A 19,195-nucleotide genomic window follows, 5' to 3' on the forward strand; every position below is an offset into this window, starting at 1 on the left:
CGATGTTTTTCGGCAAGCCGTGCCATGGCTTGCCTGCGCTATTTTTTTAACCGGAGGAAAAGAAAGAATGAAGTACCAGACCCTTTTTGGCGCCACGCTCATCGCCGTCTCGGCGCTCGTCGCCGGCTGCGGCGACAAGGCGGACAAGACCTCGCAAGCCCAGGCCCAGGCTCAGTCTCAGCCCCAGGTCACCGCCAAACAGTCCGGCAACGAGCAGCAGCTCGTCGAGAAATACAACATCTACGTCGACGTGTCGAACAACCTGCGCACCTCTTTCCAGGAAGCGCGCGAGAGCTACGTCCAGGGCCAGCTGCCGCTGCTCCAGGCCAAGGCGCCGCTGACCGGCCTGCGCATCCAGAACGACATCCTCGTGGACCGCTCGGCCAAGAAGCTGGACGCGGCCGCCGCCATCGCCGCGCCGCTGCCCGAGATCGATGAATCGGCCAAGTCGTTCTCGGCCGCGCTCAAGGTGCTGTCGCCGCTGAGCCGCGAGCTCAACGACTACGCCAATTCCAAGGGCTACCTCGCCGACAACGGCGACAAGGCGCGCCAGCTGAACAAGGACTACCTGGCCGCGCTCACCACCGTCGCCGAGGCCGAAGCCGCGTTCGACAAGGGACTGGGCGCCCGCGACCAGGCGCTCACCAAGGAAGCCTTCGAGAAGGCGCCCAAGGACAGCGCCGCCTACTACCGCGCCGGGCTCGTCTACCACGGCAAGCTCAACCACGCCGATGCCGGCGCGCTGTTCGCGGCGCCCAACGACCCGAAGGCGCTCGCCGCCTTCGAAGCGTCGCTCGCGCTGGTGGCCGACTCGGCCGCGGGCTGGAGCAAGAAGATGGCCGAGCAGTCGGCCCAGAGCGGCAAGAGCTGCAGCGGCGGCATGCTGCAGATCAACGAGTTCATCGGCCAGTCGCGCTCGGTGGTCAAGGACGTCAAGGACGGCGCGTTCAAGCGCAAGGAGACCGGCGCGATGGCCCGCATGGGCCGATCGGGCATCGCCGACGCGGCCAACCGCTACAACCAGAACTTCGCCAACATGATCGGGCAGTTCAACCACCCGCTCTGCTGAAGCGGTTCAGGCCTCGATATCGACCACGATGCGGCCGCGGGCCTTGCCCGATTCGACCGCTTCGTGGGCCGCTGTGGCCTCGCCCAGCGTGAAGCGGCGCGCGTCCATCAGCGGCACGAGCTGCCCGGCTTCGGCCAGCCGCGCCGCCGCTTCCAGGATCTCGCCGTGGTGCGCGCGGCCCCGTCCCAGGATCATCGGCAGCAGCGTGAACACGCCTGAATAGGTTGCCGCGCGGAACGACAGCGGTGCCAGCTTGTGCGTGCCCCAACCCAGGCAACTGACGACGTGGCCGCCGTAGCGGCGGGCGGCGGCGAACGAGGCATCGAGCACCGCGCCGCCGACCGTGTCGTAGACCACGTCGAAGCCTTTGCCGGCCGTGTGCTGCGCCACATAGTCCTCCACCGACGTCGTCGTGAAATCGATCGGCGTCGCACCGAAGCGCCGGATGGTTTCGGCCTGCGCCGGCGAGCCGGTCGCGAACACCCTGGCGCCCAGCGAGCGCGCCAGCTGCACCGCCATGTGGCCGACGCCGCCCGCGCCGCCGTGCACGAGCACCGTCTGCCCGGCCTGCGTCTTCGCGCGGTCCACGAGCCCTTCGTACGCGGTGATGAACACCAGCGGAATCGCCGCCGCCTCGCGCATGCCGAGGTTGTGCGGCTTGAGCGCGAGGAGATCTGCATCGACGGCCGCGTATTCGGCCAGCGTGCCCTGCAGCCCGCCGATGCCGCCGGCCATGCCGTAGACCTCGTCGCCGCGCTTGAATCGCGTCACGCCCGGCCCGACCGCTTCGACCACGCCGGCCAGGTCCATGCCCAGCACCGAGGGCAACGGTTGCTGCGCATGCGCGGCCTGTCCGGCGCGGATCTTGGTGTCCAGCGGGTTCACGCCGCTCGCGTGGACGCGCACCAGCACCTCGTTGCGGCCAGCCGTGGGACGCGTGAGTTCGGCGTTGCGAAACGGCTGGCCGCCGGCGTCGAGCACGGCGGCGCGCATCGTGGAAGAAGAAGCTGTCATTGGGAAATCCTCGAAGTTGTGAGTGGATGGAGATCGATTGTTCGATCAACACAACTGCAAGTAAATTGACAGAACTGCAGGTTTATCATTCACAAATGAATGACACCCCCATGGAATGGAGCGACGTGAAGGTCTTCCTGGCCATCGCCCGCACCGGCACGCTGATGGCCGCGGCCCGGCAGATCGGGCTCTCGCAACCGACCATGGGGCGGCGTCTGAAGGCGCTCGAGGCGAGCCTCTCGCTCACGCTCTTCCAGCGCACGAGCGACGGGTTCGTGCTCACGGCCGAGGGCGAATCGGTGCTCGGCCACGCCGAGCGCATGGAAGAACAGGCGCTCGCCTTCCAGCGCGAACTCCAGGGCAGCGAGCAGCGGCTGGAAGGCTCGCTGCGCGTGTCGTCTTCGGACTGGTTCGGCGTGTACGTGCTCTCGCCGATGCTCGCGGGGTTCATTCGCCAGCATCCGGGCGTGAGCGTCGAGCTCTTGACCGACACGCGCCTCCTGAACCTCGCACGCCGCGAAGCGGACCTCGTCTTTCGCATCCAGCCCTTCGACGAGCCCTACATCCTCCAGCGCAAGCTGATGCACATGGACTACGCGGTGTTCGGCGCCGAGGGGCAGGAAGCGCCGAAGCCCGGCGACGGCACCGGCACTGCGCTCGTCACGCTCGACACGGCCTACCGCGATTTCCCCGACGTCGTCTGGCTGCGCCGCATGCTGCCCAACGCCCGCATCGCCTTCGCCAGCAACAGCCGCGAGGTGCAGGCCCGGCTCTGCGCCGCCGGCATCGGTCTCGCGGTGCTGCCCGTGGCGCTGGGCGACCAGACGCCCGGCCTGCGGCGCATCGAGTTGGGCGAATCGCCGCCCGGGCGCGACGTCTGGCTCGGTTACCACCGCGACCTGCGGCGCCTCGCGCGGCTGCGGGCGCTCATCGACTGCACGATCGACGCCCTGGCGTCGTGAACCCGACACCCCCGTCGCCGATAATCCAGCGCATGAATCCCTTGCTTTCCAGGTTGCAGCCGTACCCCTTCGAGCGGCTGAAGCAACTGTTCGCGGGCGTCACGCCCCATCCCGAATACGCACCCATCAGCCTGGGCATCGGCGAACCCAAGCACGCCACGCCGGCCTTCATCAAGGAAGCGCTGAGCGCCAGCCTCGGCGCGCTGGCCGCCTACCCCGCCACCGCCGGCGACCTGAAACTGCGCACCGCCTTCACCGACTGGCTCCAGACCCGGTACAGCCTTGCGCTCGATCCGGCCTCGCAGGTGCTGCCGGTCAACGGCTCGCGCGAGGCGCTGTTCTCGCTGGCGCAGACGGTGATCGACGCGACCGTTTCGCCGCAGCCGGTGGTGCTGTCGCCCAATCCGTTCTATCAAATCTACGAGGGCGCGGCCCTGCTCTCGGGCGCCGAGCCGTACTACGTGCCGAGCGTGCCGTCGCGCAATTTCGCAGTCGACTGGGACAGCGTGCCCGATGACATCTGGGCCCGCACCCAGCTGGTGTTCGTCTGCTCCCCGGGCAACCCGACCGGCGCTGTGATGGCGCTCGACGAATGGCAGAAGCTCTTCGCGCTGTCGGACCGCCACGGCTTCGTGATCGCGGCGGACGAGTGCTACAGCGAGATCTACTTCCGCGACGAGCCGCCGCTCAGCGGCCTCGAAGCGTGCGTGAAGCTCGGCCGGCCCGACTTCAAGAATTTGATCGCCCTCACCTCGCTGTCCAAGCGCAGCAACGTGCCGGGCCTGCGCAGCGGCTTCGTGGCGGGCGACGCGGCCATCATCAAGAAGTTCTTGCTCTACCGCACCTACCACGGCAGCGCCATGAGCGGCACCGTGGCGGCCGCCAGCATCGCGGCCTGGGGCGACGAGGCGCACGTGGTGGAGAACCGCGCCAAGTACCGCGCCAAGTTCGCCGCGGTCACGCCGCTGCTCGAACCGGTGCTCGACGTGCGCTTGCCCGACGCGAGTTTCTACCTCTGGGCGGGCGTGCCCGAAGTGTGGGCTGGCGACGACGAAGCCTTCGCCCGCGCGCTCTACGCTCAATACAATGTCACGGTTCTGCCGGGGAGCTATCTGGCGCGCAACACGGCCCACAGCGCCAACCCCGGCCGGGGCCGCATCCGCATGGCCCTGGTGGCCGAAACGGCCGAGTGCGTGGAAGCCGCCGAACGCATCGTCCGCTTCGTGCGAGACGGCCGGCGCTGACGCTCTGCTTCCCAAAGCTTTTTCCAAGGCTCCCCTGGCCCCGATTTTTCACCCGAGACTCTCTCCATGACCCAGCAACTGCAACAAATCATCGACGCCGCGTGGGAAGACCGCGCCAACATCTCGTCCTCCGCCGCCTCCGCCGAAGTGCGCGACGCCGTGGAGCACGTGATCACCGAGCTCAACAACGGCAAGCTGCGCGTGGCCACCCGCGAAAGCGTCGGCAAGTGGACGGTGCACCAGTGGATCAAGAAGGCCGTGCTGCTGTCGTTCCGCCTGAAGGACAACGAGCAGATGCAGGCCGGCTCGCTCGGCTTCTACGACAAGGTGCCCACCAAGTTCTCGCACCTGTCGGCCGGCGAGCTGAAGGAATCGGGCGTGCGCATCGTGCCGCCGGCCGTGGCCCGCCGCGGCAGCTACATCGCCAAGGGCGCGATCCTCATGCCCTCCTACGTGAACATCGGCGCCTACGTGGGCGAAGGCACCATGGTCGACACCTGGGCCACTGTGGGTTCCTGCGCGCAGATCGGTGCCAACGTGCACCTGTCGGGCGGCGTGGGCATCGGCGGCGTGCTCGAGCCGCTGCAGGCCGGCCCGACCATCATCGAAGACAACTGCTTCATCGGCGCGCGCTCCGAAGTGGTCGAAGGCGTGGTGATCGAAGAAAACTCCGTGCTCGGCATGGGCGTGTACATCGGCCAGAGCACCCCCATCTTCAACCGCGACACCGGCGAGACTTCCTTCGGCCGCGTGCCCTCGGGCAGCGTGGTCATCAGCGGCAACCTGCCCAAGAAGACCAAGTCGGGCCAGGACTACAGCACCTACGCCGCGATCATCGTGAAGACGGTCGATGCGCAGACGCGCTCCAAGACCAGCCTGAACGACCTGCTGCGCGACTGATCCCCTTTGCTTTTGTCCCGTTAGAAAACAACAGACCCGAGGAGAGAGACCGATGAACATGATGGAGCGAATTCTTCGTTTGATGGCCGAGCGCAAGGCCTCCGACATCTACCTCTCGGCTCACTCCCCGGTGATGATCCGCATCAACGGCATCTGCGTGCCGATCAATGCGCAGGTGCTGCCCGCGACGGCGCCGCTCGCGCTGCTGTCCGAGGTGGTGCCCGAAGCCCGCATCCAGGAGCTGGAGAACACGGGCGAACTGAACATGGCCGTCGCCCTGGAAGGCGCCGGCAACTACCGCATCAGCGCCATGCGCCAGCGCGGCACGTATGCGGTGGTGGTGCGGCACATCGCCTCGGTCATTCCGAGCTTTGCCGACCTGAACCTGCCCGACATCCTGAAGACGCTGATCATGGACAAGCGCGGGCTGATCCTGATGGTCGGCGCGACCGGCGCGGGCAAGACCACCACCCTGGCCTCGATGCTGGACTACCGCAACGAGAACGCCAGCGGCCACATCCTCACGGTGGAAGAGCCGATCGAGTTCACCTACACCAACAAGAAGTCGCTGGTGAACCAGCGCGACGTGGGCAGCGACACCACTTCGCTGCACATTGCCCTGAAGAACGCGCTGCGCCAGGCGCCGGACGTGATCCAGATCGGCGAAATCCGCGACCGCGAGACCATGACGGCCGCCATCGCCTACGCGCAGTCGGGGCACCTGTGCGTGGCCACGCTGCACGCCAACAACAGCTACCGCGCGCTGAACCGCATCCTGAGCTTCTTCCCGGTGGAAGTGCGCCCCACGCTGCTGGGCGACCTGGGCGGCGCGCTGCGCGCCATCGTGTCGCAGCGGCTCCTGCGCACGCCGGCCGGCGCGCGCGTGCCGGCGCTGGAAGTCATGCTGAACACCGCGCTCGTGGCCGACCTGATCGAAAAGGGCGACTTCTCCGCCGTCAAGGAGGCCATGCAGCAGTCGATGGCCGAAGGCTCGCAGACCTTCGAGGAAGACATCGCCCGCCTCATCACCGAGGAGCGCGTGACGCGCGAAGAGGGCCTGGCCCACTCCGATTCGCCCACCAACCTGCTGTGGCGCCTGCAGAACCGCGCTGCGCCGAAGCAGCAAGTCGACGACCGCAATCTCACCGATCAGGTCGACGAACCCACCTTTACCGACATCACGCTAGACGTGAAGTTCTGAACGAACCTTTCCCCCGATGTCCCGCACGCTCCAGCTCGCCGAACAACTCATCTCGCGCCCCTCGGTCACCCCTGACGACGCGGGCTGCCAACAGATCCTCGGCGAACGGCTGGCGCAACTGGGCTTCGCGCTCGAAACCATCGAGAGCGGGCCGGCCGACTTTCGCGTGACCAACCTCTGGGCGGTGCGCCGACCGGCGAACGTCACGGGCAGCAAGACGCTGGCGTTTGCCGGCCACACCGACGTGGTGCCCACGGGCCCCGTCGAGCAATGGACCAGCCACCCGTTCACGCCCACGCACCGCGACGGCAAGCTGTACGGCCGCGGCGCCTGCGACATGAAGACCTCGGTGGCCGCGTTCGTCGTGTCCATCGAGGAATTCCTGCAGAACACACCGGACCCGAAGCTCACGCTGGCCCTGCTGCTCACGAGCGATGAAGAAGGCCCGGGCGTGGACGGCACCGTCATCGTCTGCAATGCGCTGGCCGCGCGCGGCGAGGTCATCGACTACTGCATCGTCGGCGAGCCGACGGCCGTGGAGCGCTGCGGCGACATGATCAAGAACGGCCGCCGCGGCACCATGAGCGGCAAGCTCACGGTCAAGGGCGTGCAGGGGCACATCGCCTACCCGCACCTGGCGAAGAACCCCGTGCATTCGGTGGCGCCCGCGCTGGCCGAACTCGTGGCGATCAACACCGCGGGCGGCTGGGATGCTGGCAACGACTATTTCCAGCCGACCAGCTGGCAGATCAGCAATTTCCATTCGGGCACGGGCGCGAGCAACGTGATCCCGGGCAGTGCGGTGATCGACTTCAACTTCCGCTTCTCGACCGAGTCGACGCCCGAATCGCTGCAGCGGCGCGTGCGCGCGGTGCTCGATGCGCATGGCGTGGACTACGCGCTCGCGTGGACGGTCGGCGGCCTGCCCTTCTTGACCACGCCCGGCGAACTCGTCACCGCGGTGCAGGCGGCCATTGCCGACGAGACCGGCATCGCGACCGAACTCTCGACCAGCGGCGGCACGAGCGATGCGCGCTTCATCGCCAAGATCTGCAAGCAGGTGGTCGAGCTCGGCCCGGTCAACGCCAGCATCCACAAGATCGACGAGCACATCGAGGTGGCCGAGATCGAGACGCTGAAGAACATCTACCGGCGCACGCTCGAGACGCTCGAAGCCTCGCTCGCAAGATGAGCACCGTCATCGAACTCATCGAGGCCGGCGCCAAGCGGCTGGAAGAAGCCGGCGTCGCCTTCGGGCACGGCACGGCCAATGCCTTCGACGAAGCCGCGTGGCTGGTGCTGTGGCGCCTGAAGCTGCCGCTGGACGACATCGACGCGGTGGCCGACACGACTGTTTCGCCGGCCGACGCCGGCAAGGTCGCGGCGCTGCTGGACGAACGCATCGCCACGCGCAAGCCCGCCGCCTACCTCACGAAAGAAGCCTGGCTGCAGGGCGTGCCCTTCTACGTGGACGAGCGCGCCATCGTGCCGCGCAGTTTCATCGCGGAGCTGATCGCCGACGGCAGCATCGACTACTGGCTCGGCGTGCACACCGAGCGCGTGCTCGACCTGTGCACCGGCAACGGCAGCCTGGCGGTGCTCGCGGCGCTGACGTACCCGGACGTGACGGTGGATGCGGCCGACCTCTCGGTCGAGGCGCTCGAAGTCGCGGCAATCAATGTCACCCGGCACGAACTCGATGCGCGCGTGAAGCTGGTCGAGTCCGATGGACTGGCCAACCTGCCCGGCCCCTACGACCTGGTGCTGTGCAACCCGCCCTACGTGAACAGCGCCAGCATGGCCGCCCTGCCCGCCGAGTACCGGGCCGAGCCTGAACTCGCGCTGGCCGGTGGCGCGGACGGCATGGATTTCATCCGCCAGCTGTTCACCGACGCGCCCTCGCGCATGAGCGACGAGGCGGTGCTGGTGCTGGAAATCGGCAACGAGCGCGACTACTTCGAGGCGGCATTCCCGCAGCTGGAGGTGGTGTGGCTCGAAACGTCGGCGGGCGAGGACCAGGTCCTGCTCGTGACCCGCACCGCCTTGCTGGCCGGTGCCGGCGCGCGTTAGCTGCGCCCGCCCCAGCCCCTTTTTTCACCGTTTTTCGCAGCCCGGCTGCGCTCCCCTTGACCGGGTAATGCCCCTCTTTTGCCCCCTCGCGCCAGGCCGCCCGGGGCCGGACGGGATAATCGCCCCTACGGTTCCTATTTCATGATTACTCTCAAAAACGTCATTCTTCGCCGCAGCGCCAAGAAACTTCTCGACGGCGCCACCGTCAACCTCAACCCCGGCGAAAAGGTCGGACTCGTGGGGCGCAACGGTGCCGGCAAGTCGTCGCTGTTCGCGCTGTTCAACGGCTCGCTGCACGAAGACGGCGGCGATTTCTACGTGCCCAAGCAGTGGCGCATGGCCCAGGTGGCGCAGGACATGCCCGAGACCGACGAATCGGCCACTGAATTCGTGGTCGGCGGCGACACCCGCCTGACGGAGCTGCGCGCCACGCTGGCCGCCATCGAGGCCGCCTACGAAGCCAATCCCGACGACGCCGACATCGGCATGGAACTGGCGCACGCCTACACCGACCTGGCCGATGCCGGCGAGCACGACGCCGTGCCGCGCGCGCAGGCGCTGATCCTCGGGCTGGGCTTCAAGTCGCACGAGCTCGAGGGCGCCGTCAACAGCTTCTCGGGCGGCTGGCGCATGCGCCTGCAACTGGCCCGCGCGCTGATGTGCCCGAGCGACCTGCTGCTGCTGGACGAGCCCACCAATCACCTGGACCTGGACGCGCTCGTGTGGCTCGAAGCCTGGCTGCAGAAGTACGCCGGCACCATGATCGTCATCAGCCACGACCGCGAGTTTCTCGACGCCGTGACCGACGTGACCCTGCACATCGCCAACGCCCAGCTCACGCGCTACGGCGGCAACTACAGCGCCTTCGAAACGCTGCGCGCCGAGCAGATGGCGCTGCAGCAGACGGCCTTCAGCAAGCAGCAGGACAAGATCGCCCACCTGCAGAAATTCATCGACCGCTTCAAGGCCAAGGCCAGCAAGGCCAAGCAGGCGCAAAGCCGCGTGAAGGCGCTCGAGCGCATGGAAAAGGTGGCGCCGCTGCTGGCCGAAGCCGATTTCACCTTCGAGTTCAAGGAGCCGGGAAACATTCCTAACCCGATGCTCTCGATCAGCAATGCGAGCTTCGGCTACGAGATCGAGGACGAAGCGCCCAAGACCATCCTGCGCGGCGTGAGCCGCTCGGTGCTGGCGGGCCAGCGCATCGGCATCCTGGGCGCCAACGGCCAGGGCAAGTCGACGCTGGTGAAGACCATCGCGCGCGAAATGGGCGCGCTGGCCGGCGAAGTCACCGAAGGCAAGGGCCTGAACATCGGCTACTTCGCGCAGCAGGAATTGGACGTGCTGCGCCCGCAGGACAACCCGCTCGAGCACATGGTGCGCATGGCCCGCGAACTGGGCAGCGCCGTGAAGGAAAGCACCGGCGAGCAGGCGCTGCGCGGGTTCCTGGGCAGCTTCAATTTCAGCGGCGACATGGTCAAGCAGCCCGTGGGCACCATGAGCGGCGGCGAAAAGGCCCGCCTCGTGCTCGCGATGATGGTCTGGCAGCGCCCCAACCTCCTGCTGCTGGACGAGCCCACCAACCACCTGGACCTGGCCACCCGAGAGGCCCTGGCCGTGGCGCTCAACGAGTTCGAAGGCACGCTGATGCTGGTGAGCCACGACCGCGCGCTCCTGCGCTCGGTGTGCGACGAGTTCTGGCTCGTGGGCCGCGGCGTCGTCACCGACTTCGACGGCGACCTGGACGACTACCAGCGCTACCTGCTGGACGAAGCCAAGCGCCTGCGCGAAGAGGCCAAGATCGCGGTGCGCGAGGCCGAAAGCGCCGTGGTGGCCGCGGCAGCGGCTGCGGCGCCGGCCAAGTCCAAGGCCCAGAACACCCAGAATGCCCAGGACCGCCAGCAGCGCAGCGACCAGGCCAAGCCGATCAAGCGCGAAATCGCCCAGATCGACGAGCGCCTGGCTGCCGCCGGCACGGAGCGCACCGCACTCGAAGCGCGCCTGGCGCAACCCCTTTCGTCCGCCGAGATCGCCGATGCGGGCAAGCGGCTGAAGGCGCTGAACGACGAAATCGCCAAGCTCGAGGAGCGCTGGCTGGCCCTTTCGGACCAGCTGGAGGCCCTGGCCGCCTGATCCCCATCTGACCCACCGGTCCCACCAAGAAGACACGCCGCATGCCGTCCGCGATCGAACTGGCCCATGGTGACGAAAAACTCATCGCGGCCATCCACCGCAGCCGGCGGCTGATCGGCCGCAAGGCCCTGATGGCGGCGGCGGCCAGCGCGATCCCGCTGCCGGGCATCGACTGGGCGGCCGACGCGGCGCTGCTCTCGCGGCTGGTGCCGCAGATCAGCGCCGAATTCGGGCTCTCGGTCACCCAGGTCGAAAAGCTCGCGCCGCACCAGCGCGAGCGCATCCAGAAAGCCGCGACCACCGTGGGCGCGCTGCTGGTCGGGCGCCTCGTCACGCGCGACCTGCTCATCAGGCTGGCCAAGCATGCCGGCGTGCGCCTGACGGCCAAGCAGGCCACCAAGTACGTGCCGATCGCGGGGCAGATCGTCTCCGCGGCGCTCGGCTACGCAGCCCTGCGCGCCCTCGGCGAGCAGCACATCAAGGACTGCGTGCGCGTCAGCGCCACACTCGGTCTAGAGCCTCCCGCACCGCACGTTCCCGTCGGCGCGTAGCGCCGTCGAACAGCACGCACGCGACCCAGGCGGCCCCGGCGAGGCCGAACACCGCCATGCCGATGAGGGACGGATCGCCCGTCAGCGCTCCGCAGAGCAGCGCTGCGAGGGACAGCAGCACCAGCAGCGCGCACAGCGCGCGGTCGAGCCAGAAGCCCGATGACGCAGAACGGCGCACCGCTCAGTCATGGATGCGGGGCCAATGGAAGGCGGTCGGCACCGGCGCTGGCGCGGCCGCTTGCACCTTGATCTGCTGCTCGTAGGCCGTCAGCAGCGCCACGTAGTGCCGCGACATGACGTCGCGCACTCGCCCCAGGCCGATCTTGCTGACGGTGGGTTGTGGAATTCCAGTTCTTTCCTGAATCTGCTTTTGCGTCAGGCCCATGGCCCTGAGCGCCAGCACCAACTCGCGTGGCTTCATAAAAACTCCCATTTTTATATTTTTCAGTCTAACTATAATATTCATAGCAGCTTAAATATCGTCATGGACACCATAGCCAAACGAGCGAAGGCGGCACGCCTTTACGCCAACCTCACCCAAAAAGAAGCCGAAGTCGCCTCCGGCGTGAAACAAGGGAGCATTTCGAAGATCGAGCGCGGCGCAACCTTGCGCACGATCGGCCTGCTCGCGCTGGCGCGCATCTACCGCGCCGACGTGAACTGGCTCGACAGCGGCGACGGCCCGGCGCCCTGGGACCCGATCCAGATCCGCAAGGCGCAGCACTACGCCAACGAGCCCGCGGCCATCTACCGGGTCGTGCGCGTGCCGCCGGAACTGCCGTGCTTTGCGCCCGGCACGCCCGACACGGTGCCGCTGATTTCCTGGTTCCAGGCCGCCAGCTGGGAAAGCGCCGGCAAGCAAAGCGCCGATCGCTGGATTCCCTGCATCGCCCACCATGCCCCCGACAAGACCTATGCACTGCGGGTGGAAGGCGACAGCATGGCCGCGGCGAGCGGCGAGTTGAAGAGCTATCCGGAAGGCTCGATCATCTTTGTCGACACCAACCTCAAGACCCCCGACGAAGGCGAGCGCGTGGTCGCCCTGCTCACCGAGAGCAACAAGCTCACGTTCAAGGAATTCAAAGAGCAGGACGGCCCGCGCTGGCTGCTGCCGCTGAACCCGAAGCACGAGCCGATCCGCGCGCCGTTCGTCGTGCTCGGCACCGTCATCGGCAAGTGGGAAGACGAGGACTGAGTTAGGAGGAAATGAGGGCCGAGGGAGAGCCGAAAGAGGTCAGGTTGCGTACAGCTTGGCCGCGCATAGTCAGGGCTCTCCCGTGACCTGCAATCCTCTCTGATCCTCCCTCCTCCAGCAGGTCACCTTCCAGCCCGCCTCGTGCGGGCTGTTTTTTTAAAAGGCTGTTGCTCGCCCCCAGGCTGCGCACACTTCGTGTCGCTTCGCCCACCCCCTACCGGGGGCAACACCTGCGGCCTGGCAAAGCCAGCTCCGCGGTGTTCGCTGGAATGAGAGAGGACGCCGATACCGCTCGGCCTTATTTCGGCAGCAGCACCTTGTCGACCACGTGGATCACGCCGTTCGACTGGTAGACGTTCGGGATCGTGACAGTGGCGGTGCCGCCCTTTTCATCGGTGAGCGTGATCTTGCCGCCCTTGCTCTTGGCAATGAGCGTGCCGCCGGCAACGGTCTTCAGTTCGGCGGAGCCCTTGCCGGCCTTGATCTCCTTCTTCAGCTCGGCCGCATCGAGCTTGCCCGACACCACGTGGTAGGTCAGCACGCCGGTCAGCGCATCCTTGCTCTCGGGCTTGAGCAGCGTGTCGACGGTGCCGGCCGGCAGCTTCGCGAAGGCCGCGTTGGTCGGTGCGAACACGGTGAACGGACCCGGGCCCTTGAGCGTGTCGACGAGGCCCGCTGCCTTCACGGCCGCCACCAGCGTGGTGTGGTCCTTGGAGTTGACCGCGTTGTCGATGATGTCCTTGGTGGGCAGCATCGGCGCACCACCGACCATGACGCTGGCCGCCATGGCCGAATAGGCGCCGGCTGATAGCGCGACGGCGAGGGTGACGGCTGCGAGGCGATGAAGTTTGCTGTGCATGAAGGTGCTCCTGTTGTGTGACGGGGCACGCCGCGAAATGCGCGACGGCTGCCTTCAATACGGCGCCTTGCGCACAGCAGATTCGTTCATCGACGAAAAAAGAAAAACGGCGCCCGATCGCGCCGAAGCAAAGCTCAGAACCGGAACGAGCCCAACGTCCGCCAGTGCGCAAGCAGTTCGGAGCGCGGCGTCTTCTTCGCATACGCCAGCGCCAGGATCAGGCCGACGCCCGTCGCGGCCGCGCCGCCCAGCACCACGGGGTTCAAGAGGAAACGCCCGATGCGCGATCGCGTCCGTTCATTGCCCTGCCCCTCACCGGACGCCGCGCGCTCCAGTGGCGTGACCGCACGCAGGGCGCTCGGGTTTTCTTCTCCTTCGAGAATGCCCTGGGAAATTTCCAGCGGCGTCAGTTCTTCTGCAATCGGGCCCGAAAGCCGGGTGTCGTTGGCGCGCATGGGAAAGCCTTTCCTCGTAGGTTGATCTTGCGGTCAAGCCTCGCTCGCGAACCCGCCGGCCCTGCTCAGCGGGCGGCGGACATTCGCGTAGGCCGAAGGCGCGCGCAGCGAGATCAGAAGGCCGGAATCACCGCGCCCTTGTACTTGTCCTGGATGAACTTGCGCACCTGCGCGGTGTGCAGCGCCGCCACCAACTTGGCGACGGCCGGCGACGCCGCGTTGTCCTTGCGCGAGGCGATGAAGTTGGCATACGGCGAGTTGCGGCCGTCCTCGATGAAGAGCGCATCCTTGCTCGGGTCGAGCTTGGCCTCGAGCGCGTAGTTGGTGTTGATGAGTGCCAGGTCCACGTCGGGCAGCGCGCGCGGCAGCTGCGCCGATTCGAGCTCGCGGATCACCAGCTTCTTCGGGTTGGCGACGATGTCGCGCGCCGTCGACTTGATGTTGCTCGGGTCCTTGAGCGTGGTGAGCCCTTCGCGCGCCAGCAGCGCCAGTGCGCGGCCCGAGTTCGACGGATCGCTCGGGATCGCGACGACAGCACCCTCGCGCAACTCGGAGGCCTTCCTGATCTTCTGCGAGTACGCGCCGAAGGGCTCGATGTGCACGTCGCTGCCCGGCACTTCCACGATGTCGGTCTTGCGGTCCTTGTTGAAGGATTCGAGGTACGGGCGGTTCTGGAAAAAATTCGCGTCCAGCTGCTTGTCGCTCACGGCCAGGTTCGGCTGCACATAGTCGTTGAACACCTTGACCTGCAGGTCCACGCCCTGCGCCTTCAACTGCGGCCGGATGAATTCGAGGATCTCGGCGTGCGGCACCGGCGAGGCGGCCACGCGCAGCACCTCCTGCGCGTGCGCGCTGGCGCCAAGCGCGGCGATCGAAAGCGTCATCACGGACAGTGCGCGTCGGATGGAAAGCAACATGGTTCTGGGTTCCCTCAAGAGATGGATCGATAGGTTCTGTTCGCTCGCCTTCTCCATCGCGATGAAAAAGAAGAAGAAGGCGTGGGCGCCGCAGGTTAGTCGCGCAGCCTTCGGCGCCAAACAACGGATGGGCGCTTCGATATCTGTTTTCCGCATGCGGCGCTTGCCCGATGGCCTATATGCACGCAGCGGCTAAGCAATCCCAAAAGCCTTCTTTGGCGAGCGCGTATGCCACGCGTAGCCTGCGCCGTTCCCTTTCCTTTCCGTTCCTTTCCCCATCGAGGAATTCGCAGATGAACGATCGTTTGAACCGCGTGCACGCATCGCGCTCCGCCGCCGTGAAGGCCGGCCTCGACCATCCCGTGATCGACACGGATGTCCACGTCAACGACTACGCCCCCGTGCTCGAGGACTACGTGGCGCAGTACGGCGGCAACAAGCTCGTCGATGCGCTGCGCAAGGCCCTGGGCGGGCGCTTCGTCACGCGCAGCAATGCCGGCAAGGACTGGTACCAGCAGACCCCCGAGGAGCGCCAGTTCCATCGCACGCTGCGCGCGCCCTGGTGGGCCCGCGTGACGCGCAACACCTATGACCTGGCCACCTACACGCTGCCCGCACTGCTCCATGAACGCCTGGGCGAACAGGGCTCGGACTACTCGATCCTGTTCCCCAACGACGTGCTCTCGCCCGCCGCGGCCGGCAGCGAATACCGCCAGCCGCTGCACCGCGCGATCAACCACTTCCACGCCGACCAGTACCGTCCTTACGCCGACCGCTTGACGCCGGTGGCGGGCATCCCGCTGCACACGCCCAAGGAGGGCATCGAGGAGCTGGAGTTCGCGGTCAAGACGCTGGGCCTGAAGGTCATCAACATCGCCGGCGGCGTGCGCAGGCCGATCCGCGCCATCGCCGAGAAGTACCCTGCCGCCGAGCACCCCGAGATCGCCAGGCAGGCCGGCTACATCGACTTCTACGGCATCGACAGCGAGCACGACTACGACCCGTTCTGGGCCAAGGTGGTCGAGCTCGGCGTGCCCGTGACCACGCACTACGGCAGCCAGGGCTGGACCGGCCGGCAGTCGATCAGCAACTACATGAACAACCACGTGGGCCACTTCGCCGACGGCTCGCAGGCCTTTGCCAAGGCGCTGTTCTTCGGTGGCGTGACGCGGCGCTTTCCGGGCCTGCGCGTGGCCCTGCTCGAAGGCGGCGCGGACTGGGGTTCGCACGTCTACACGCACCTGGTGGACCGCTGGGAAAAGCGCAACAGGAACGCGGTGCGCAACTACGATCCGGCAGAAGCCGACATCGAACTGCTCGCCTCGCTGTTCGAGCGCTATGGCGGCGACCTGCTCAAGGGCCGCAGCATCGACAAATCGACGCTGCTGCGCGACAGCCTGGGCATCTCGGCGCTCCCGCACAGCCGCGAGCCCAACGACTCGGAGATCGACGACTTCGCGCTCGCCGGCATCGAGAAGGTCGAGGACATCCGCGACCGCTGGGTCAACAATTTCTACTTCGGCTCCGAGGCCGACGACCGCACCGTGGCGGCCGCCTTCAACACCAAGGTGAACCCGCTGGGCACGAAGATCAACGCGATCTGGTCGTCCGACGTGGGCCATTGGGACGTGCCCGAATTCACCGAGCCGCTGGCCGAAACCTGGGACCTCGTGCAGCAGGGCGTGATCTCCGCCGCAGACTTCAAGGCCTTCGTGTTCGAGAACCCGCACCGCTTCTACACCGAGGCGAATCCGCGCTTTTTCGAAGGCACCGAAGTCGGCCGCAAGCTGGGCCTGAAAGGCGCGAAGTGAAAGCAACCGTCTTCACGCTCCTTCGCCGCTGGACCGCACCGCTCGGCGCTCTCGCGCTGATGGCCGCTGCCACGCTGCCTGTGCAAGTGGCCCACGCAGCGCCCGACACCATCCGCATCGGCGTTGCCACCGCAGGCGGCGGCGATCCCGTCACCTGGGGCGGCTCGCCCGGCGGCGTGGCGCGCGTCAACAACTGGCTGGAGGACGAGTTCAAGGCCTCGGGCGTCAAGGTCGAATGGCTGTTCTTCAAGGGCGCGGGCCCGGCGGTGAACGAGGCGCTCTCGAACAAGCAGATCGACTTCGCCTACCAGGGCGACCTGCCGGCGATCGTCGGGCGCTCCAACGGCCTGAAGACCAAGCTCCTGGTGGTGAGCGGCGCGCGCAACAATCTTTACCTGGTGACGCCGCCCAAGTCCGATATCCGATCGATCAAGGACCTGAAGGACCGCAACGTCTCGATCTTCCGCGGCACCAACGGCCACATCGTCGCGATCAACGTGCTGGCCGCCAACGGCCTGGCCGAGCGCGACATCAAGGGCGTGAACCTGGACACCGGCAGCGCGCAGGCGGCGCTGGTCTCCAACGGCGTGGACGCGGCCTTCGGCGGCTACGAGTGGTTCAAGGTGCGCGACCAGGGGCTGGCCAAGGTGGTGTATTCGACCCGCGGGCAAGACCCGTCGTACACGCGGCAGGCGGCGCTGCTGGTGCGCAGCGACTTCGAGCAGGCCAACCCGGCCGAAGTGCAGCGCGTGGTCGACGTGTTCGTGCGCGCGGCGCACTGGTCGTCGGACGAGAAGAACCGCGACGAGCTCTTTCGCATCTGGGCGCGCAGCGGCACGCCGGTCGCCTCCTGGGTCGCGGAGTTCGACCAGCAGCAACTCGCGCTGCGCAACTCGCCGCTGGCGGACGACTTCATCGTCGGGCGCTACAAGGCCGTGGTGGCCGATGCGCTCAAGCTCAAGCTGATCCGCCGCGAGGTGACGGTCGACGACTGGTTCGACACGCGCTACCTGAAGAACGCGCTGAAGAAGCAAGGGCTCGAGAACTACTGGACGGCCTACGACGCCAAGGGCAATCCCAAGGGCGGCCCGGTCGCATCGGTCGCGGCCCGATGAGCGCCGAAGCGGAGTTGACGGCCGTCCTGCAGCCGCGCGACGACGCGCCTGCGTCCGCCAGGGCGCGCACGTTCGCGTCGTCACTGGCGCAGTTGCCCTGGCGCCGCATCGGCGACGCGGCCCTCCCCTGGCTCCTGCCCATTGCGCTGCTGGCGCTCTGGTTCACCGGCGCCGAGCAGGGCTGGATCTCGCCGCAGGTGCTGCCGCCGCCGCAGTTCGTCTGGGAAACCCTGCGCGACCTCGCCACGAGCGGCGATCTCTGGCTGCACGTGAGCACCAGTTTCACGCGCGTGGGCGTGGGCTTCGCGGCGGGCACGCTGCTGGGCGTGGTGCTGGGCTCGGCCATGGGCCTGTCGCGCAGCGTCGAGGCCTACCTGCTGCCCAGCTTCAATGCACTGGTGCAGATCCCGGTGCTGGCCTGGCTGCCCTTCGTGCTGTTGATCGTGGGCATCGGCGAGCCGCTGAAGTACATCCTCATCGCCAAGGCGGCGCTGGTGCCCGTGGCGCTGAACACGCTGCAGGGCTTTCGCCAGACGCCCGCCGCGCTGCGCGAGGTCGGCGACGTGTACGGCTACAGCCGGCGCCAGCAGGTGCTGGAGATCGTGCTGCCGCATGCCGTGCCCACGCTCTTTACCGGCGTGCGGCTGGGCTTCACCAAGGCCTGGCTCTCGCTGGTGGTGGTGGAACTCGTGGCGTCGAGCGAGGGGCTGGGCTATCTCATCGTCTATGGCCGCCAGCTGTTTCAGCTCGACCTGGTGATGGCCGCCGTGATCGTGGTGGGCGCCATCGGCTACGCCATCGACCGGCTGCTCGACCGGCTCGAAGGCGCGGTGCACCGTCGCCGCCCCGGCGGAGGCGCGAAATGAGCACCGCTGCCCGCGATGCGGCCGAGCTGGCCGCCGTGCAGCCGCTGCGGCCCCAGCAGCGCAGCCGCTGGCGCGGCTTCGTGCTGCCGGTGGTGGCCGTCGTGCTGTGGTGGCTGCTGTCGTCGCTTGATGTCGTCAACTCGGCGCTGCTGGTCTCGCCGGCCAAGGTGTTCGACACCGCGGTCGACCAGGTCGCGAGCGGCCGCCTCTGGCGCGCGCTGAGCGCCAGCCTTGCGCGCGAGGCCACGGGCTTTTTGATCGGCACGGCCTCGGGCCTCGTGCTCGGCGCGCTGCTGGGCCTGTCGCCCCTTTTCAACCGCATCGCCGGCCCGAGCTTCAATACCTTCAAGCAGATCTCGCTGTTCGCGTGGATTCCGCTGATCTCGGTGTGGTTTGGCCTCGGCGACGTGGCCAAGGTGGTGTTCCTGTCGCTCGCCGCGCTGGTGCCGGTGGTGGTCAACACCTGCGACGGCATCCGCACCGCGCCGGCGGGCCTGCTCGAAGTGGCGCGCGTCTATGGCTACACGCGCTGGCAGACCGCGACGCAGGTGGTGCTGCCGTCGGCGCTGCCCTCGATCTTCACGGGCGTGTACCTCGCGCTCATCTATTCCTGGCTCGCGACCATCGGCGCCGAATACCTGCTGGTGGCCGGCCGCGGCATCGGCAACACGCTGATCGAGGGCAGCGAGCATTTCCAGATGGACCTGGTGATCTTCGGCATGTTCGTGATCGGCCTGGTCGGCTGGCTCATGAACGCCTCGGCCCGCGCACTGGAGCGCCGCTTGTCGCGCTGGACCGGGCGTGCCTGAACCCACTTGTGCCTGGCAAAGAGACTC

20 protein-coding genes are annotated in these 19,195 nt (G+C 67.1%); 15 read left to right on the plus strand and 5 right to left on the minus strand.

What is annotated here, in order from left to right; all coding sequences use genetic code 11:
• Positions 1-67: 67 nt before the first annotated feature.
• Positions 68-1,069 (plus strand): DUF3829 domain-containing protein, encoded by a 1,002-nt coding sequence (locus tag JC881_RS02025; protein WP_198784044.1) that lies wholly within the window; start codon positions 68-70, stop codon positions 1,067-1,069.
• A gap of 6 nt (positions 1,070-1,075) precedes the next feature.
• Here JC881_RS02025 and JC881_RS02030 read toward each other — a convergent pair whose 3' ends face one another.
• Positions 1,076-2,083: a zinc-dependent alcohol dehydrogenase family protein gene (locus JC881_RS02030; RefSeq protein WP_198784045.1), complete on the minus strand. Its 1,008-nt coding sequence runs from the start codon at positions 2,081-2,083 to the stop codon at positions 1,076-1,078.
• A 95-nt stretch (positions 2,084-2,178) separates the two neighbouring features.
• On the opposite strand from JC881_RS02030, the gene JC881_RS02035 reads away from it, so the two are divergent.
• From JC881_RS02035 to JC881_RS02070, 8 genes are all read left to right on the plus strand, one after another.
• Complete coding sequence (locus JC881_RS02035; protein ID WP_198784046.1) at positions 2,179-3,045, plus strand: LysR family transcriptional regulator; 867 nt, start codon at positions 2,179-2,181, stop codon at positions 3,043-3,045.
• Between the two features lie 32 nt (positions 3,046-3,077).
• Positions 3,078-4,289, plus strand: coding sequence for a succinyldiaminopimelate transaminase (gene dapC / locus JC881_RS02040; RefSeq protein WP_198784047.1), 1,212 nt, complete (start codon positions 3,078-3,080; stop codon positions 4,287-4,289).
• Positions 4,290-4,355: 66 nt separating this feature from the next.
• On the plus strand, positions 4,356-5,189 hold the full coding sequence (dapD, locus tag JC881_RS02045) for a 2,3,4,5-tetrahydropyridine-2,6-dicarboxylate N-succinyltransferase (protein WP_198784048.1): 834 nt from the start codon (positions 4,356-4,358) through the stop codon (positions 5,187-5,189).
• Positions 5,190-5,241: 52 nt separating this feature from the next.
• On the plus strand, positions 5,242-6,390 hold the full coding sequence (locus tag JC881_RS02050; protein ID WP_198784049.1) for a PilT/PilU family type 4a pilus ATPase: 1,149 nt from the start codon (positions 5,242-5,244) through the stop codon (positions 6,388-6,390).
• A gap of 16 nt (positions 6,391-6,406) precedes the next feature.
• On the plus strand, positions 6,407-7,582 hold the full coding sequence (gene dapE, locus JC881_RS02055) for a succinyl-diaminopimelate desuccinylase (RefSeq protein ID WP_198784050.1): 1,176 nt from the start codon (positions 6,407-6,409) through the stop codon (positions 7,580-7,582).
• Positions 7,579-8,460 carry a 50S ribosomal protein L3 N(5)-glutamine methyltransferase gene (gene prmB, locus JC881_RS02060; RefSeq protein WP_198784051.1) on the plus strand — a complete coding sequence of 294 codons (882 nt, stop codon included), beginning with the start codon at positions 7,579-7,581 and terminating at the stop codon, positions 8,458-8,460. The genes dapE and prmB overlap by 4 nt, the downstream gene beginning before the upstream one ends.
• 141 nt (positions 8,461-8,601) lie before the next feature.
• Positions 8,602-10,590, plus strand: coding sequence for an ABC-F family ATP-binding cassette domain-containing protein (locus JC881_RS02065; RefSeq protein ID WP_198784052.1), 1,989 nt, complete (start codon positions 8,602-8,604; stop codon positions 10,588-10,590).
• A 41-nt stretch (positions 10,591-10,631) separates the two neighbouring features.
• Positions 10,632-11,141, plus strand: a complete 510-nt coding sequence (locus tag JC881_RS02070) for a hypothetical protein (protein WP_198784053.1) — start codon at positions 10,632-10,634, stop codon at positions 11,139-11,141.
• A 181-nt stretch (positions 11,142-11,322) separates the two neighbouring features.
• Here the strand turns inward: JC881_RS02070 and JC881_RS02075 are convergent, their stop codons facing one another.
• Positions 11,323-11,562, minus strand: coding sequence for a helix-turn-helix domain-containing protein (locus JC881_RS02075; protein WP_198784054.1), 240 nt, complete (start codon positions 11,560-11,562; stop codon positions 11,323-11,325).
• 63 nt (positions 11,563-11,625) lie between these two features.
• Here JC881_RS02075 and JC881_RS02080 point away from each other — a divergent pair, with 63 nt between their 5' ends.
• Positions 11,626-12,336: a helix-turn-helix domain-containing protein gene (locus tag JC881_RS02080; protein WP_198784055.1), complete on the plus strand. Its 711-nt coding sequence runs from the start codon at positions 11,626-11,628 to the stop codon at positions 12,334-12,336.
• Positions 12,337-12,634: 298 nt separating this feature from the next.
• On the opposite strand, the gene JC881_RS02085 is transcribed toward JC881_RS02080, so the two are convergent.
• The 3 genes from JC881_RS02085 to JC881_RS02095 form a co-directional block, all read right to left on the minus strand.
• A complete protein-coding gene (locus tag JC881_RS02085; RefSeq protein ID WP_198784056.1) occupies positions 12,635-13,195 on the minus strand; it encodes a fasciclin domain-containing protein in 561 nt (186 codons plus the stop codon).
• Between the two features lie 134 nt (positions 13,196-13,329).
• Complete coding sequence (locus JC881_RS02090; protein ID WP_198784057.1) at positions 13,330-13,650, minus strand: hypothetical protein; 321 nt, start codon at positions 13,648-13,650, stop codon at positions 13,330-13,332.
• A 113-nt stretch (positions 13,651-13,763) separates the two neighbouring features.
• Positions 13,764-14,567: a MetQ/NlpA family ABC transporter substrate-binding protein gene (locus tag JC881_RS02095; protein ID WP_198784058.1), complete on the minus strand. Its 804-nt coding sequence runs from the start codon at positions 14,565-14,567 to the stop codon at positions 13,764-13,766.
• Between JC881_RS02095 and JC881_RS02100 the strand changes: the two genes are divergently transcribed.
• The 5 genes from JC881_RS02100 to JC881_RS02120 all read left to right on the plus strand — a co-directional run bounded on the left by JC881_RS02100 (position 14,566) and on the right by JC881_RS02120 (position 19,168).
• A complete protein-coding gene (locus tag JC881_RS02100) occupies positions 14,566-14,763 on the plus strand; it encodes a hypothetical protein (RefSeq protein WP_198784059.1) in 198 nt (65 codons plus the stop codon). The two genes, JC881_RS02095 and JC881_RS02100, sit on opposite strands and share 2 nt — an antisense overlap.
• Before the next feature lie 97 nt (positions 14,764-14,860).
• Positions 14,861-16,378 (plus strand): amidohydrolase family protein, encoded by a 1,518-nt coding sequence (locus tag JC881_RS02105; RefSeq protein WP_198784060.1) that lies wholly within the window; start codon positions 14,861-14,863, stop codon positions 16,376-16,378.
• Positions 16,379-16,437: 59 nt separating this feature from the next.
• Positions 16,438-17,493 (plus strand): ABC transporter substrate-binding protein, encoded by a 1,056-nt coding sequence (locus JC881_RS02110; protein ID WP_233101578.1) that lies wholly within the window; start codon positions 16,438-16,440, stop codon positions 17,491-17,493.
• The gene (locus JC881_RS02115) at positions 17,490-18,359 is read left to right on the plus strand and encodes an ABC transporter permease (RefSeq protein WP_198784062.1); all 870 of its coding nucleotides are present in this window, start codon (positions 17,490-17,492) and stop codon (positions 18,357-18,359) included. The genes JC881_RS02110 and JC881_RS02115 overlap by 4 nt, the downstream gene beginning before the upstream one ends.
• Positions 18,356-19,168, plus strand: coding sequence for an ABC transporter permease (locus tag JC881_RS02120; RefSeq protein ID WP_198784063.1), 813 nt, complete (start codon positions 18,356-18,358; stop codon positions 19,166-19,168). The genes JC881_RS02115 and JC881_RS02120 overlap by 4 nt, the downstream gene beginning before the upstream one ends.
• The last annotated feature ends 27 nt before the right edge of the window (positions 19,169-19,195 follow it).

Origin of the sequence: Variovorax sp. IB41 (assembly GCF_016405905.1) — a bacterium.
Taxonomy (GTDB): Bacteria; Pseudomonadota; Gammaproteobacteria; order Burkholderiales; family Burkholderiaceae_C; genus Variovorax.